Raw genomic sequence first — 13438 nt, forward strand, 5'->3', positions numbered from 1 at the left:
CCTAACGGCAGTCGATAGGCCCGAAGTGCGCGGCCAGGGTCTTGCCCAGTCCCGCCTCGACGGCCGATTCCACTTCACGTGCCAGCGCGGCGGCCTCGCGGGCGGCTTTCAGGTCGCGCTCATCGTCGCCATCGCCAACCACACCGGCGTTGATCGGCATGCCGGCGAAGACGAACAGGCGATAGACCTCGGCCAGCGTCAGCTTCTCCACATTGGCCAGGATGACCCAGTGGTCGCTGCCCTCGCTGACACGCTTGCCCCATTGGACCCGCGCCGGCGCATCGACCTTGACGCGTCCCACCCAGCCTTCGGCCATCATCTTTTCCAGCAGCGTGTCCATCTCGTCGAAGCCCAGCCGCGTGCGCGCGCGGATCGCGCCGGCGCTGACCAGCGCCGTGTCGCCGCATTTGCAGGCCACATGCAGCACCCGCAGGATCGCCATCGCGTCGACAAATTCGCCGCCCGGCTGCGCCTCGTGCCACCAGCGTTCGTACTTCACCACCGGCAGCGCGGCCACCAGCAGCGCGCCGAACAGCGTGATCAGCCAAGACACATAAACCCACAGCAGGAACAGCGGCAGCGCCGCCAGCGCGCCGTAGATCTTCGAATACGTCGGAAACTGCGTGATGAACACCGCGAAGCCGCGCTTGGCCACCTCGAACGCCAGGCCAGCCACCAGGCCGCCCCAGGCCGCGTCGTGCCAGTCGACGTCGCGGTTCGGCACCGCCACATACAACAGCGTGAAGGTGAACGTGGTCAGCGCCAGCGACAGCACCGTATAGATCAAGGCGCCGATCACCGGCACGTCGCCTATCAGGTCGCTGGTGGCCATGAACACCCGCCCCGACAAGGTCAGCGAGACGCCGATCAGCAAGGGGCCGAGCGTGATGATGGCCCAGTAGACCAGGATGCGTTTGCTCCAGCGCCGCTCGGCGCGCACGCGCCAGATGCGGTTGAACACGCGCTCGATCAGGTTCATCATCGCGATCGAGGTGAAAATCAGCGCCACCGCGCCCACCGCCGACAGCCGCGTGGCCTTGGAGGCAAACATGGTCAGGTAATTGAGGATGGTGCTGGAAATCGACTTCGGCATCACGCTCTGCACGAAGTAAGCCTCCAGCGATGAGCGGAAGGTGTTAAACATCGGGAAGGTGGTGAAGATCGCCAGCGCGATCGTCAGCAGCGGCACCAGCGCGAACACGGTGGTGAAAGTGAGGCTGCCGGCCACTTGCGGCAGGCTTTCCTCGCGCAGGCGGCGGTGGGCGAACAAAAACAGGTCCCGCACTTCGGGCCAGGACAGTGAGCGCACTGTCTCTATCCCGCTACGGCAGTTGCGGGAGACATACTGTAAAACCGGATGAATAATTTTTTCGTACATGAGCGATAATCGAAATACAAGAGTGGCGACGATGCCACCCGCCAAAGCGCCCTATAATACCGCCGATGAACCAAGCCAATCTGATTATTCTTGTATTGTTTTACTCACGTCACGGCGCAACGCGCAAATTGGCTGAGTTGATCGCCCAGGGCGTGGAAAGCGTGCCAGGCTGCGACGCGCGCCTGCGTACGGTTCCAGCCGTGTCGACGGTGGCCGAGGCCACCGAGCCGGACGTGCCGGCCGAAGGCGCCCCCTACGTCGAACTGGACGACCTGGCCGAATGCGCCGGGCTGGCGGTCGGCTCACCCACCCGCTTTGGCAACATGGCCTCGGCGATGAAGTATTTTTGGGACGGCACGGCGGCCCAGTGGCTGTCCGGCGCGCTGGCGGGCAAGCCGGCCTGCGTGTTCACGTCCACCGGCAGCCTGCACGGCGGCCAGGAATCGACGCTGCTGTCAATGATGATACCGCTGTTCCACCACGGCCTGATGGTGCTCGGCCTGCCGTACACCAATCCGGAGCTGATGACCACCTCCAGCGGCGGCACGCCGTATGGCGCCAGCCACTGGTCGGGACTTGACGGCAAGAAGACCATCACCGAAGATGAAAAACGCCTGGCCATCGCGCTGGGCCGGCGCCTGGCCGAAACGGCCGTCAAACTGCGCGCCGTCGCTTGACCGGGGACGCATGATGGAAAACACAATGCAGAAGTATTTTCACTGGGGCGCCATCGGCAGCCTGGTAACGCTGATCGTCTGGTGCGTGCTGTGGGAGATGGTGCTGGCGCCGTTGAAGCCGGGCGGCTCCTGGCTGGTGCTGAAGGCCGCGCCGCTGCTGCTGCCGCTGTACGGCGTGTGGAAGCGCGACATCTACACCCTGCAGTGGACGTCGATGATGATACTGCTGTACTTCACCGAGGGCGTGGTGCGCGGCTGGAGCGACAAGGGCAGCATCTCCGCCTGGATGGCCTGGGGCGAGGCGCTGATCGTCTGCGTCTATTTTGTTTGCGCCGTGATGTATCTGCGTCCGTATAAAAAAGCGGCGAAGAAGCTGGCCAAGGAACTGCTGGACAAGGTGAAGGTCAACACCGTCAAATGATCGATTTCCTCGCGCATTGCCGCTCCGTCGTGGGCGACGCCTTTGTACTCGATTCAAGCGCCGACATGGCGCCCTTCCTCACCGACTGGCGCGGACGCTTCACCGGCAAGGCCCTTGCCGTGCTGCGGCCCGCATCGGTGGACCAGGTGGCGGCGCTGGTGCGCGCCTGCGCGCAGTGGCGCGTGGCGCTGGTTCCGCAGGGCGGCAACACAGGACTGGTGCTGGGCAGCGTGCCGGATGCCGGCGGCGGCGCGGTCGTGCTGTCGCTGGCGCGGCTGAACCAGATCCGGCAGGTCGATCCCGTCAACCGTACCATGACCGTGGACGCGGGCTGCATCCTCCAGCAGGTGCAGGAAGCCGCGGCCGCAGCGGGCTGCCTGTTCCCGCTGTCGCTGGCGGCGGAAGGCAGCTGCACCATCGGCGGCAACCTGTCCACCAACGCGGGCGGCACGGCGGTTCTCCGCTACGGCAACACGCGCGAATTATGCCTCGGGCTGGAAGTGGTCACGCCGCAGGGCGAGGTCTGGAGCGGCTTGCGCGGCCTGCGCAAGGACAATACCGGCTACGACCTGCGCGATCTGTTCATCGGCGCGGAGGGCACGCTGGGGGTCATCACCGGCGCGGTGCTCAAGCTTTATCCGCAGCCCAAGGCCAGTATCACCGCGCTAGCGGCGCTGCCCTCGCCCGCCCACGCGCTGCAATTGCTGACTTTAATGCAGGACCATTGCGGCTCCAGCCTGACCGGCTTCGAGCTGATGTCGCGCTATTGCCTGGAGCTGGTGGCGCAGCAGTTTCCGTCGCTGCCCAAGCCGTTCGCGGCGCCGCATCCACAATATGTGCTGCTGGAGCTGTCGAGCAGCGAATCGGAACAGCACGCGGTCGGCCTGCTGGAACAGGCCATCGGCGCGGCGCTGGAGCGCGATGTCATCAGCGATGCGGTGGTGGCGACTTCGGTGGCGCAATCGGCCGGCCTGTGGCAGATGCGCGAACACATCCCGCTGGCGCAGGCCAAGGCCGGCAAGAACATCAAGCATGACATCTCGCTGCCGGTGTCCAGCATCGCCGACTTCATCGCAGCCACCGGTCCCTTGCTGGACGCGGCCTTCCCCGGCTGCCAGCTGGTGTGCTTCGGCCACCTGGGCGACGGCAACCTGCACTACAACGTGGCGCCGCCGGACGGCATCTCCAACGAGGACTTCCTGCTCAACCAGGACAAGGTCAATCGCGTGGTGCATGACAGCGTGGTCGGATTCGGCGGCTCGATCTCGGCGGAACACGGCATCGGCGCGCTTAAACGCGACGAGCTGGCGCACTACAAATCGGCGGTGGAGCTCAACATGATGCGGGCCATCAAGGCCGCGCTGGACCCGCTGGGCATCATGAATCCGGGGAAAATCCTGTGAGCGGTGCCGCGATGGGCCGCTTGTCGCGCTGGTTGTTGTTGGGCGAATGGCGCGCGCATCCGCTGCGGGCGTTGGTGGCCATCGCCGCGATCGCGGTCGGCATCTCGCTCGGTTTCGCCATCCATCTGATCAACGCCGCCGCGTTCAACGAATTCTCCTCCGCCATCAAGGGACTGTCCGGCGTGGCCGACGTGCAGGTGCGCGGCACCGAGCAGTTCTTCGACGAAGCCATCTACCCGGTGCTGGCCCAGCGCGCCGGCGTGGCGGTGGCCTCGCCGGTGCTGGAATTCGACGCCTCCGTGCCCGGCCAGTCCACCGCGCTGAAGATACTCGGCATCGACGTTTTCCGCGCCAGCTTCATCTCGTCCGACCTGGTCGGCGTGCCATCGGAAGACCACTTGATGGACACGATGGCCGACGACGCGCTGTTCCTGTCGCCCGCCGCGCAGCAGTGGCTCAAGCCCGCCGCCGGCGCGCCGCTGACGCTGCAAGTGGGCGTCGGCGAACTGAAACTGCGCGTGGCCGGCTCGCTGCAACGCGCCCGCGCCGGCCAGCGCATCGGCGTGATGGACCTGGGTGCGGCGCAATGGCGCTTCGAAAAACTCGGCCAGCTGTCCCGCATCGACCTCAAACTGCGCGACGGCGTCAATCGCGACGCCTTCAAGGCCGAACTGGAACAGCAGCTGCAGCACGATTATCCCGGCCGTTTCCGCGTCAGCCAGCCCAACGACGAAGACCAGAACAGCCGCAACGAAGGCATGAGCCGCGCCTACCGCGTCAACCTGACCGTATTGGCTTTGGTCGCCCTGTTCACCGGCGCCTTCCTGGTGTTCTCCACCCAGGCGCTGTCGGTGATACGCCGCCGCAGCCAGTTCGCGTTGCTGCGCGTGCTGGGCATGGACCGCAAGCACCTGCTGCGCCAGATCCTGATCGAAGGCCTGAGCCTGGGCGTGGCCGGATCGGCCATCGGCATCGCCGCCGGCTATGGCATGGCCGCCGCCGCGCTGCACTTCATGGGCGCCGACCTGGGGGCAGGCTTCTTCTCCGGCGTGCGGCCGCAGGTGCAGTTCACGCCCATCGCCGCAGCGGTCTATTTCGCGCTCGGCGTTGCCGTGGCCCTGCTGGGCTGCGCCGCGCCGGCACTGGACGCCGCACGCGCCAAACCCGCAGTCGCGCTCAAGTCGGGCACCGAGGAGGCGGCGATGTCGCGGCTGTCCAAGGCCTGGCCGGCGCTGGCCTGTATCGCATTAGCCGCCCTGCTGTCGCAGGCGCCGCCGGTGTTCGAGCTGCCGTTGTTCGGCTACCTGTCGATCGCGCTGCTGCTGGTCGGCGCCATCGCGCTGATGCCGCGCCTGGCCGCCATCGTGTTCCGCATTGCGCACCGCCGCTGGAGCGCGGCCACCGCCGGCAAGCCCGGCGCCTCGCCCGTGGTCACGCTGACGTTATCGCGCCTCGCCAACGCCTCCAGTCAGGCCGGCATCGCGCTGGGCGGCGTGCTGTCCAGCTTCAGCCTGATGGTGGCGATGGCGATCATGGTCTCCAGCTTCCGCGTGTCGCTGGACGACTGGCTGCTGCACATTCTGCCGGCCGACATCTATGTCAGCACCACCAGCGCCGGCACCACCGCCGGCCTGCGGCCGCAGGAGCAGGCCGCCATCGCCGCCCTGCCCGGCGTCGCCAGCGCCGACTTCCTGCGCATGCGCGGCATCTCGCTGGCCGCAGCCCGTCCGGCGGTCGCGCTGATGGCGCGCGAAGTAGACCCTGCCGACCCGGGTAAGACGCTGGCCATCGTCGGCGCCACTCAGGTACCCGGGCCTGGCGCTCCGCCACCGGTCTGGATTTCGGAAGCGATGGTCGACCTGTACGGCATGAACGTCGGCCAGCGCATCGAACTGCCGCTCAACGGCAAGCTGCGCTCCTTCACGGTCGCCGGCGTCTGGCGCGACTACGCCCGTCCGACCGGCTCGATCCAGATGCGGCTGGGCGACTACCGCGCCGTCACCGGCGACATGGACGCCAGCAACGTCGCCCTGTGGCTCAAGCCCGGCGCCAAGGCGGCCGACACGGATCGGGCCTTGAAGCGCCTGCCCTTCGCCGCCGCGCTGACGACCACCGCGCCGTCCGAGATCCGCTCGATGAGCATGAAGATCTTCGACCGCAGCTTCGCCATCACCTATCTGCTGGAGGCGATCGCCATCGTCATCGGCCTGTTTGGCGTGGCCGCCACCTTCTCGGCGCAGACGCTGGCGCGCGCCAAGGAGTTCGGCATGCTGCGCCACGTCGGCGTCACGCGGCGGCAGATCCTGTCCATCCTTGCCATCGAAGGCGGCGCCTTGACGGGCCTGGGCATCGTCACCGGTTTCGCACTGGGCTGGGTCATCAGCCTGATATTGGTTTTTGTCGTTAATCCGCAGTCCTTCCACTGGACCATGCAGCTGCATTTGCCATGGCCTTTGCTGGCCACCGTGGCCGGCCTGCTGCTGGCCGCCGCCGCGCTGACCGCGCTGCTGGCCGGCCGCCAGTCGCTGTCGGGCGGGCCGATACGCGCAGTCAGGGAGGACTGGTAAATGAATCCGATCCAACGCGGCGCCGCCGCACTGGCGCTGCTGGCGGCGCTGGCCGTCCAAACGTCCGTCCACGCGGCGGAGCCGGTGTTCAAGGCGGTCACGCCGCTGGCGCCCGGCGCCTCGCTGAGCTTCCCGGCGGACTTCGGCGCCCATCCAGACTTCAAGACCGAATGGTGGTACGTGACCGGCTGGCTCACGAAACCGGACGGCAAGCCGATGGGTTTCCAGGTCACGTTCTTCCGCAGCGCCACGTCGCACGACCGCGCCAATCCCAGCAAATTCGCGCCCAAGCAGCTGATCATCGGCCACGCCGCCATCTCCGATCCGGCCAACGGCAAGCTGCTGCACGACGAGCGCAGCGCGCGCGAGGGCTTCGGCCTGTCGTACGCCAAAGTGGGCGACACCGACGTCAAGCTTGAGGACTGGCACATGGCGCGCGCCGCAGACGGCAGCTACCAGGTCCACCTGGATGCCGCCAGCTTCAAGCTGGATCTGAAACTGACGCCGTCGCAGCCGGTGCTGCCGCAGGGCGACCGTGGTTATTCCCGCAAGGGCGCGCAGCTGTCGGACAGCAGCTACTACTACAGCGAACCGCAGTTGACCACCACCGGCACCGTCACCAGCGCCGGCAAGACGGTCGCCGTCACAGGCGCCAGCTGGTTCGATCACGAGTGGTCCAGCCAGTACGTCGCCACCGATGCGGCGGGCTGGGACTGGATCGGCGCCAACCTCGTCGACGGCGGCGCCATGATGGCTTTCCAGATGCGCAGCAAGACAGGTGCTAAACTATGGTCGCACGCGACATGGCGCGATGCATCCGGTAAGATCACGCAGTTCTCCCCGGACCAGGTCAGCTTTACCCCGCAACGGCGGTGGCGTTCGCCCCGCACCAATGCCGAGTATCCCGTCTCGACCCAGCTCACCACCGGCAGCACCGTGTGGCAGGTTATCCCTTTGCAGGATGACCAGGAGCTGGACTCGCGGCGCTCCACCGGCGCGGTGTACTGGGAGGGAGCGGTGACGCTTGAGCGGGACGGCAAGCCCGCCGGCCGCGCCTACCTGGAGATGACCGGCTATGTGAGGCCGATCAAGTTTTAGCAGCACCGAACAATTTTGCGACACCTGAATCGTCAACATAGACTACTTACGAACCGCAGCCACACGATGACCAATAGCACCACCGCCAGCACCCCGTCCGCAGCCGCCCCCAACACAGCCAGGGAAGCCAAGAAAGGCAGTCTAGCCACCCTGCGCGGCCTGACGCCGTTCCTGCTGCCGTACAAACGCCAGTTCCTCATGGCCGGCATCGCGCTGGTGGTGGCCGCGTGCTCCACGCTGGCGATCCCCGCCGCCTTCAAGCAGATGATCGACCTTGGCTTCGGCGGCACCGGGGCCAAGAGCATCAAGCACGTCGACCTGGTGTTCCTGGCGCTGTTCGGCGTGGCCACCGTGCTGGCGCTGGCCACGGCGGCGCGCTTCTACACCGTCTCCTGGCTGGGCGAGCGCGTCACCGCCGACATCCGCAGCGCGGTCTACAACCACGTCGTCACCCAGAGCCCCGAATTTTTCGAGACCACGCAAAGCGGCGAGGTCCTGTCGCGCATCACCACCGACACCACGCTGATCCAGGCGGTGGTGGGCACCAGCATCTCGATGGCGCTGCGTAACGTGCTGCTGTTCATCGGCGGCCTGGTGATGCTGTTCGTGACCAGCGCCAAGCTGTCGGCCATCATCATCGGCCTGCTGATCCTGACGGTGCTGCCGATCGTGATGTTCGGCCGCCGCGTGCGCAAGCTCTCGCGCGATTCGCAGGACCGCATCGCCGACGCTTCCGCCATGGCCGGCGAAATCCTCAACGCCATGCCGACGGTGCAGGCCTTCACCCACGAGAAGATCGAATCGGAGCGTTTCGGCGCCTCGGTCGAAGGCGCGTTCGGCACCGCCATGCGCCGCATCCGCGCCCGCGCGCTGCTGACCATGATCGCCATCGTGCTGGTGTTCGGCACCATCGTGTTCGTGCTGTGGCTGGGCGCGCACGCCGTGCTGGAAGGCTCGATGACCGGCGGCGACCTCGGTCAATTCATCCTGTACGCGTCCATCGTGGCCGGCGCCATCGGCGCCCTGTCCGAGGTGATGGGCGAGGCGCAGCGCGCCGCCGGCGCCACCGAGCGCCTGCTGGAACTGATGTCGGTCAAGTCGGCCATCCAGTCGCCGGCCCAGCCGCTGGCACTGCCGCCGCGCGCCGCCAACGGCGCGGCACTGAGCCTGCACGACGTATCGTTCTCCTATCCTTCGCGTCCCGACACGGCGGCGCTGGGCCACCTGTCGCTGGACATCAAGCCGGGTGAGACGGTGGCCGTGGTCGGCCCTTCGGGCGCCGGCAAGACCACGCTGTTCCAGCTGTTCCTGCGCTTCTACGATCCGCAAAGCGGCAGCATCAAGCTCGATGGCGTCGACATCACCAGGCTCGATCTGCACACGCTGCGCGACGCCATCGGCATCGTGCCGCAGGATACGGTGATCTTCTCGGCCGACGCGATGGAGAACATCCGCTACGGCCGCGCCGGCGCCACCGACGCGGAAGTGATCCAGGCCGCCAAGCTGGCCGCGGCCCACGAATTCATCGAACGCCTGCCGCAGGGTTATCAATCCTTCCTGGGCGAACGCGGCGTGCGCCTGTCCGGAGGCCAGCGCCAGCGCATCGCGATCGCGCGCGCGCTGCTGAAAAACCCGCCGCTGCTGCTGCTCGACGAAGCCACCAGCGCGCTGGACGCGGAATCCGAACGCCTGGTGCAAACGGCGCTGGAGGCGGCGATGGTCGGCCGCACCACCGTCATCATCGCGCACCGCCTGGCGACCGTGCAGCGCGCCGACCGCATCATCGTGATGGAGGACGGCCGCATCGTCGAAACCGGCACCCATGCGTCGCTGGTGGCGCTGGGTGGCGTCTACGCCAATCTGGCCGCGCTGCAGTTCCACAACGTCCACATCGAACACAGCGCGAACTGACCTGCAGCGCTGAGCCGATCAGCGCATCAGGGCGAAACGGCAGGCAGCGACGACAGCGGCAGGATGCGCGACTTCGTCTCCTGGCTGACCGAGTAGCTCGGGTCACGTATCAGGCTGAGGAAGCGGCCTTTGCTGTCGGCGATGCTGACCACGCCCGACGTCGAACCGCCCTTCGTCATGACGTGGCCTAACAAGAAGTTACCTATACCGGCGTTGCCCACCGCACCTTGCGACACAAACGCTTCCTCATACAATCCGGTGGCGACGATGACGTTATTCCAGGATCTCGGACCAAACTTGAAGCCGTTGACCACACCCTCGCCCCCCATCAGGCGCGGCGCAATGAAGACATTGTTGCTAAATTTGTCCACGTCGACGCCATTGGTCAAGCTCTCGAAGCCGAAGTTGTAGAACTTATTACCGTTGAACTGACCTACCTGCGCAGAACCGGGTACGGCCGCGAGACCGGTCACGCCGGACATCTTCCCGCCGGTGAAGGTATTTTCGTTGGCCCAGCCGTCAATCTCTGTCGTCAGCAGTACGCCGACGTCGTTATGCGTCAGCAGTTCGAAGTCGATCTTGTTGTACTGCGAGCCATTCTGGTCCTTGCCGACCACCTTGATGGCGTCATGAAAACCGTTGATCGAATTTACTTTCACCGTCGCGTACTGGGCATTCATCAGCGTAATGCCGGAGCCGACGTAACCGTAGGTGGGCGTATTCTCCCAAGGTGCGCCGCTCATTTTGGACAATTCCAGCACATGGCCATACCGCCCTTGCACGACGATGCCATCGCGCGCACCGAAGTCCAGATCGCCGCGCGCGGTGAAGCGGAGGTATTTATTGGCCGGTAAAGTAATCGTGTCCTGGAACTTGTAATAGCCTTCCGGGATCAGCAATTCCTGGCCGTTGCGCAGCGCCGTGATGGCGGCCTGCACGGCGGGCGCGTTGTCCAGCGAGCTCTCGCTCAGGCCGAACCATTTGGCGTTGACGGCACCATCGAACATGCGCTTGTACATTTTTCTGGCGCTATTGTTTTTATTGCAGAACAACGTGGTCCCGCCGTTCGCCTGGTCTGTCGAGTTCGACGCGACCGGATAAAACAAGCCCTCCCTGCCCACGTCCGAAATAAACACCAGCGGGGCCGTGCAGGTGGTCGAAGTTTCGAGACCGTTGATGGTCATGACCGTCTGGGCTTGTGCAGAAAAGGCTGCGGCCAGCGCGGCAATCAAAGTAGCGCCTTGAAGATTTTTCATCTGAAATCCGTCCTCAAAAAATTAATTAATTAATAATTAACAGCGAGGCGATCATAGCATTACGACAACCTCGCACGATTGCCAGACCGGGCATTAATTAATTTACAAACATTACGCGCACAGCAGGCCGTAGCAACACCGGCCCATTGTCCACCTACTCGATCAGCCCTCTGGAGGCGGATGGGCACCCTGTCGCCGGACTACGACGAGCAGTATCCCAAAACGGCTTTTTGGCCCCGGCGGCAAAAAGCCGGTAACATTCTCCCTTTCAGGAGAACGCCTTGACCGACGCCGAACTGCGCCTCAGCTGCACCACCCACCTTCCCGGACACCGCCAGCCCTCGCCCGCCCAGCTGTTCGCGGCGATGTCCGCGTGGTGCGAAGCCAACGGCGTCGCGCACGACGTCTACGGCACCGGCACGCTGATACAGGACTTCGAGCAGAAGGTCGCCACCCTGCTGGGCTTTGAATCGGCGCTGTTCTGCATCACCGGCACCATGACGCAGGCCACCGCGCTGCGCATCGCCTGTTCGGAGCGCGGCAGCCGGCTGGTGGCGCTGCATCCAACCTCGCACATCCTGCGCCACGAACGCGGCAACCATCAGCTGTTCGACCATTTCCAGGCCCTGCAGATCGGCGACCCGCACCGCCCGTGGACTCTGGACGAACTCAAAGGCATCCCGGACCATCTGGGCGCGGCCACGCTGGAGCTGCCGATGCGCGAGATCGGTGGCCAGTGCCCAAGCTGGGATGAGCTGGCGGCCATCAAGGCCTATTGCCGCGAGCAGTCCATCCATCTGCACCTGGACGGCGCGCGCCTGCTGGAAACCGTTGCCGCATATGGCCGCCCGGCCGCCGACATCGCGGCCGGCTTCGACACCGTCTACCTGTCGCTGTACAAAGGCATAGGCGGCATGGGCGGCGCTATGCTGCTGGGCAGCGCGGCCTTCGTGGCGAAGGCGCAGGAATGGTTCCGCCGCCAGGGCGGCAACGTCTACCAGCGCACGCCATACGTGGTGGCCGCCGCCATGCAGTTCGATGCCCGGCTGGCGGCGATGCCCGACTACTTCCGCCGTACGGAGTGGCTATACGAGGAGCTGCGCGACTACCCGCTGCTGACGCCCAATCCTGCCCGTCCGCAGGCCAGCATGCTGCACCTGCACCTGCCGGTCAGCCGCGAGCGCGCCAACGAGATCCGCAACCGCGTCGCCGAGCAGCATGGCGTGTGGCTGTTCAACGCCGCCAGCCACGCGGCGCTGCCCGGCCGCAGCTCGGTGGAATTGTACATCGGCGACAACCTGCTCAACCTGCCGGACCAGCGCGTGCGCGAGATCCTGGCCCTGTGGTCGGACGCGTTGTCCCATTAATTTTCTGCACAAGCCGGGACAACCGGCTACACTGCGCCCTCTTTTCGTTTTACGGCATAACACCATGACCTTCCAAGCCCTCGGCCTGATCGACCCCATACAGCGCACGCTGGAGACGCTGGGCTACAAGCAGCCCACGCCCGTCCAGAAGCAAGCCATCCCCGCCGTGCTGGCGGGCCGCGACCTGATGGCGGCGGCGCAGACCGGCACCGGCAAGACGGCGGGTTTCGCCCTCCCCATACTGCAGCGCCTGACCATGGACGGCATGACCGCGCCGAAAGCGGTGCGCTGCCTGGTGCTGGTGCCGACCCGCGAACTGGCGGAACAGGTCTACGAGAGCTTCCGCAGCTACGGCGGCAACCTGCCGCTAAAATCGGCCGTGGCCTATGGCGGCGTGCCGATCGAGCCGCAGATCACCAAGCTGCGCAAGGGCCTGGACGTATTGGTGGCCACGCCGGGCCGCCTGATCGACCTGCACGACCAAGGCGCGATCAGCTTCTCCATGCTGCAAACGCTGGTGCTGGACGAGGCGGACCGCATGCTGGACCTGGGCTTCGAGCGCGATCTGGACATCCTGCTGGCGGCCCTGCCCAAGCAGCGCCAGACCTTGCTGTTCTCGGCCACGTTCTCCGACGAGATCCGCAAGCTGGCCGGCGGCATGCTGAAGGATCCGGTGTCGATCCAGGTCAGCGCCAGCAACACGGCCACCAAGACCGTCAAGCAGTGGCTGATCCCTACCGACAAGCGCCGCAAGCCCGAGCTGCTGCTGCACCTGCTGAAGAAGCTGCGCTGGGGCCAGGTGCTGGTGTTCGTCAAGACCCGCAAGGGCGTGGAGGCGCTGGTCAAGACGCTGCAGGAACACGGCATCTCGGCCGATTCCATCCACGGCGACAAGACCCAGCCGGCCCGCCTGCGTGCGCTGGCCCGCTTCAAGAACGCCGAAGTCCAGCTGCTGGTGGCCACCGATGTCGCCGCGCGCGGGCTGGATATCGAGGCGCTGCCGCAGGTGGTCAACTTCGATTTGCCGACCGTGGCCGAGGACTACATCCACCGCATCGGCCGCACCGGGCGCGCCGGCATGGAGGGCGAAGCCGTCTCGCTGGTCTGCGCCGACGAAGTCGATATGCTCAAGGCCATCGAGACGTTGACCCGCCAGGTCATCCATCGCATCGAGGAACCGGGCTTCGAGGCCGACCACCGCGTGCCGGAGACCGGCCCCAAAGGCGCAGCCGCAGCCGCAGCCAAGAAAGCGGCGGCCGAAGCGCCAGCCAAGAAGAAGCGCCCGTTCACCGGCCCGGCCGGGGGCAAGGCGGCCAGCGGCGGCGCTGCAGCCGGCGGCAAGGGAGCCGTCACGGCCCGG

10 protein-coding genes are annotated in these 13438 nt (G+C 65.9%); 8 read left to right on the top strand and 2 right to left on the bottom strand.

From position 1 onward, the window contains the following. Position 1: 1 nt before the first annotated feature. On the bottom strand, positions 2 to 1378 hold the full coding sequence (locus GTP90_RS22620) for a YihY family inner membrane protein (RefSeq protein ID WP_161085659.1): 1377 nt from the start codon (positions 1376 to 1378) through the stop codon (positions 2 to 4). A 65-nt stretch (positions 1379 to 1443) separates the two neighbouring features. On the opposite strand from GTP90_RS22620, the gene wrbA reads away from it, so the two are divergent. The 6 genes from wrbA (at position 1444) to GTP90_RS22650 (ending at position 9455) form a co-directional block, all read left to right on the top strand. Continuing rightward, positions 1444 to 2055, top strand: a complete 612-nt coding sequence (gene wrbA, locus GTP90_RS22625; RefSeq protein ID WP_161085660.1) for an NAD(P)H:quinone oxidoreductase — start codon at positions 1444 to 1446, stop codon at positions 2053 to 2055. Between the two features lie 13 nt (positions 2056 to 2068). Continuing rightward, positions 2069 to 2476 (top strand): DUF2069 domain-containing protein, encoded by a 408-nt coding sequence (locus GTP90_RS22630; protein ID WP_161085666.1) that lies wholly within the window; start codon positions 2069 to 2071, stop codon positions 2474 to 2476. Then, entirely contained in the window at positions 2473 to 3879 is a 1407-nt protein-coding gene (locus tag GTP90_RS22635; protein ID WP_161085661.1) for an FAD-binding oxidoreductase, read from the top strand. Before GTP90_RS22630 ends, GTP90_RS22635 begins: the two co-directional genes overlap by 4 nt. 11 nt (positions 3880 to 3890) lie before the next feature. After that, the gene (locus GTP90_RS22640; protein ID WP_161085667.1) at positions 3891 to 6446 is read left to right on the top strand and encodes an FtsX-like permease family protein; all 2556 of its coding nucleotides are present in this window, start codon (positions 3891 to 3893) and stop codon (positions 6444 to 6446) included. Then, positions 6447 to 7544, top strand: a complete 1098-nt coding sequence (locus GTP90_RS22645) for a lipocalin-like domain-containing protein (protein WP_161085662.1) — start codon at positions 6447 to 6449, stop codon at positions 7542 to 7544. It begins immediately after the preceding gene. Positions 7545 to 7610: 66 nt separating this feature from the next. Beyond that, entirely contained in the window at positions 7611 to 9455 is a 1845-nt protein-coding gene (locus GTP90_RS22650; RefSeq protein ID WP_161085663.1) for an ABC transporter transmembrane domain-containing protein, read from the top strand. A 26-nt stretch (positions 9456 to 9481) separates the two neighbouring features. On the opposite strand, the gene GTP90_RS22655 is transcribed toward GTP90_RS22650, so the two are convergent. After that, on the bottom strand, positions 9482 to 10711 hold the full coding sequence (locus tag GTP90_RS22655; RefSeq protein WP_161085664.1) for a hypothetical protein: 1230 nt from the start codon (positions 10709 to 10711) through the stop codon (positions 9482 to 9484). A gap of 281 nt (positions 10712 to 10992) precedes the next feature. Here GTP90_RS22655 and GTP90_RS22660 point away from each other — a divergent pair, with 281 nt between their 5' ends. Both GTP90_RS22660 and GTP90_RS22665 read left to right on the top strand, forming a co-directional pair. Further along, a complete protein-coding gene (locus GTP90_RS22660; RefSeq protein ID WP_161085665.1) occupies positions 10993 to 12078 on the top strand; it encodes a threonine aldolase family protein in 1086 nt (361 codons plus the stop codon). 64 nt (positions 12079 to 12142) lie between these two features. Then, on the top strand, positions 12143 to 13438 hold a 1296-nt coding region (locus GTP90_RS22665), incomplete at its 3' end, for a DEAD/DEAH box helicase (RefSeq protein ID WP_217432023.1).

The sequence above is a fragment of the Duganella vulcania genome (genome assembly GCF_009857655.1).
Lineage (GTDB): Bacteria > Pseudomonadota > Gammaproteobacteria > Burkholderiales > Burkholderiaceae_D > Rugamonas > Rugamonas vulcania.

Coding starts and splice junctions, on each gene's coding strand:
- GTP90_RS22630 (WP_161085666.1), top strand. CDS start 2,069: ATGGAAAACACAATGCAGAAGTATTTTCACTGGGGCGCCATCGGCAGC.
- GTP90_RS22650 (WP_161085663.1), top strand. CDS start 7,611: ATGACCAATAGCACCACCGCCAGCACCCCGTCCGCAGCCGCCCCCAAC.
- GTP90_RS22640 (WP_161085667.1), top strand. CDS start 3,891: ATGGGCCGCTTGTCGCGCTGGTTGTTGTTGGGCGAATGGCGCGCGCAT.
- GTP90_RS22645 (WP_161085662.1), top strand. CDS start 6,447: ATGAATCCGATCCAACGCGGCGCCGCCGCACTGGCGCTGCTGGCGGCG.
- wrbA (WP_161085660.1), top strand. CDS start 1,444: ATGAACCAAGCCAATCTGATTATTCTTGTATTGTTTTACTCACGTCAC.
- GTP90_RS22620 (WP_161085659.1), bottom strand. CDS start 1,378: ATGTACGAAAAAATTATTCATCCGGTTTTACAGTATGTCTCCCGCAAC.
- GTP90_RS22655 (WP_161085664.1), bottom strand. CDS start 10,711: ATGAAAAATCTTCAAGGCGCTACTTTGATTGCCGCGCTGGCCGCAGCC.
- GTP90_RS22635 (WP_161085661.1), top strand. CDS start 2,473: ATGATCGATTTCCTCGCGCATTGCCGCTCCGTCGTGGGCGACGCCTTT.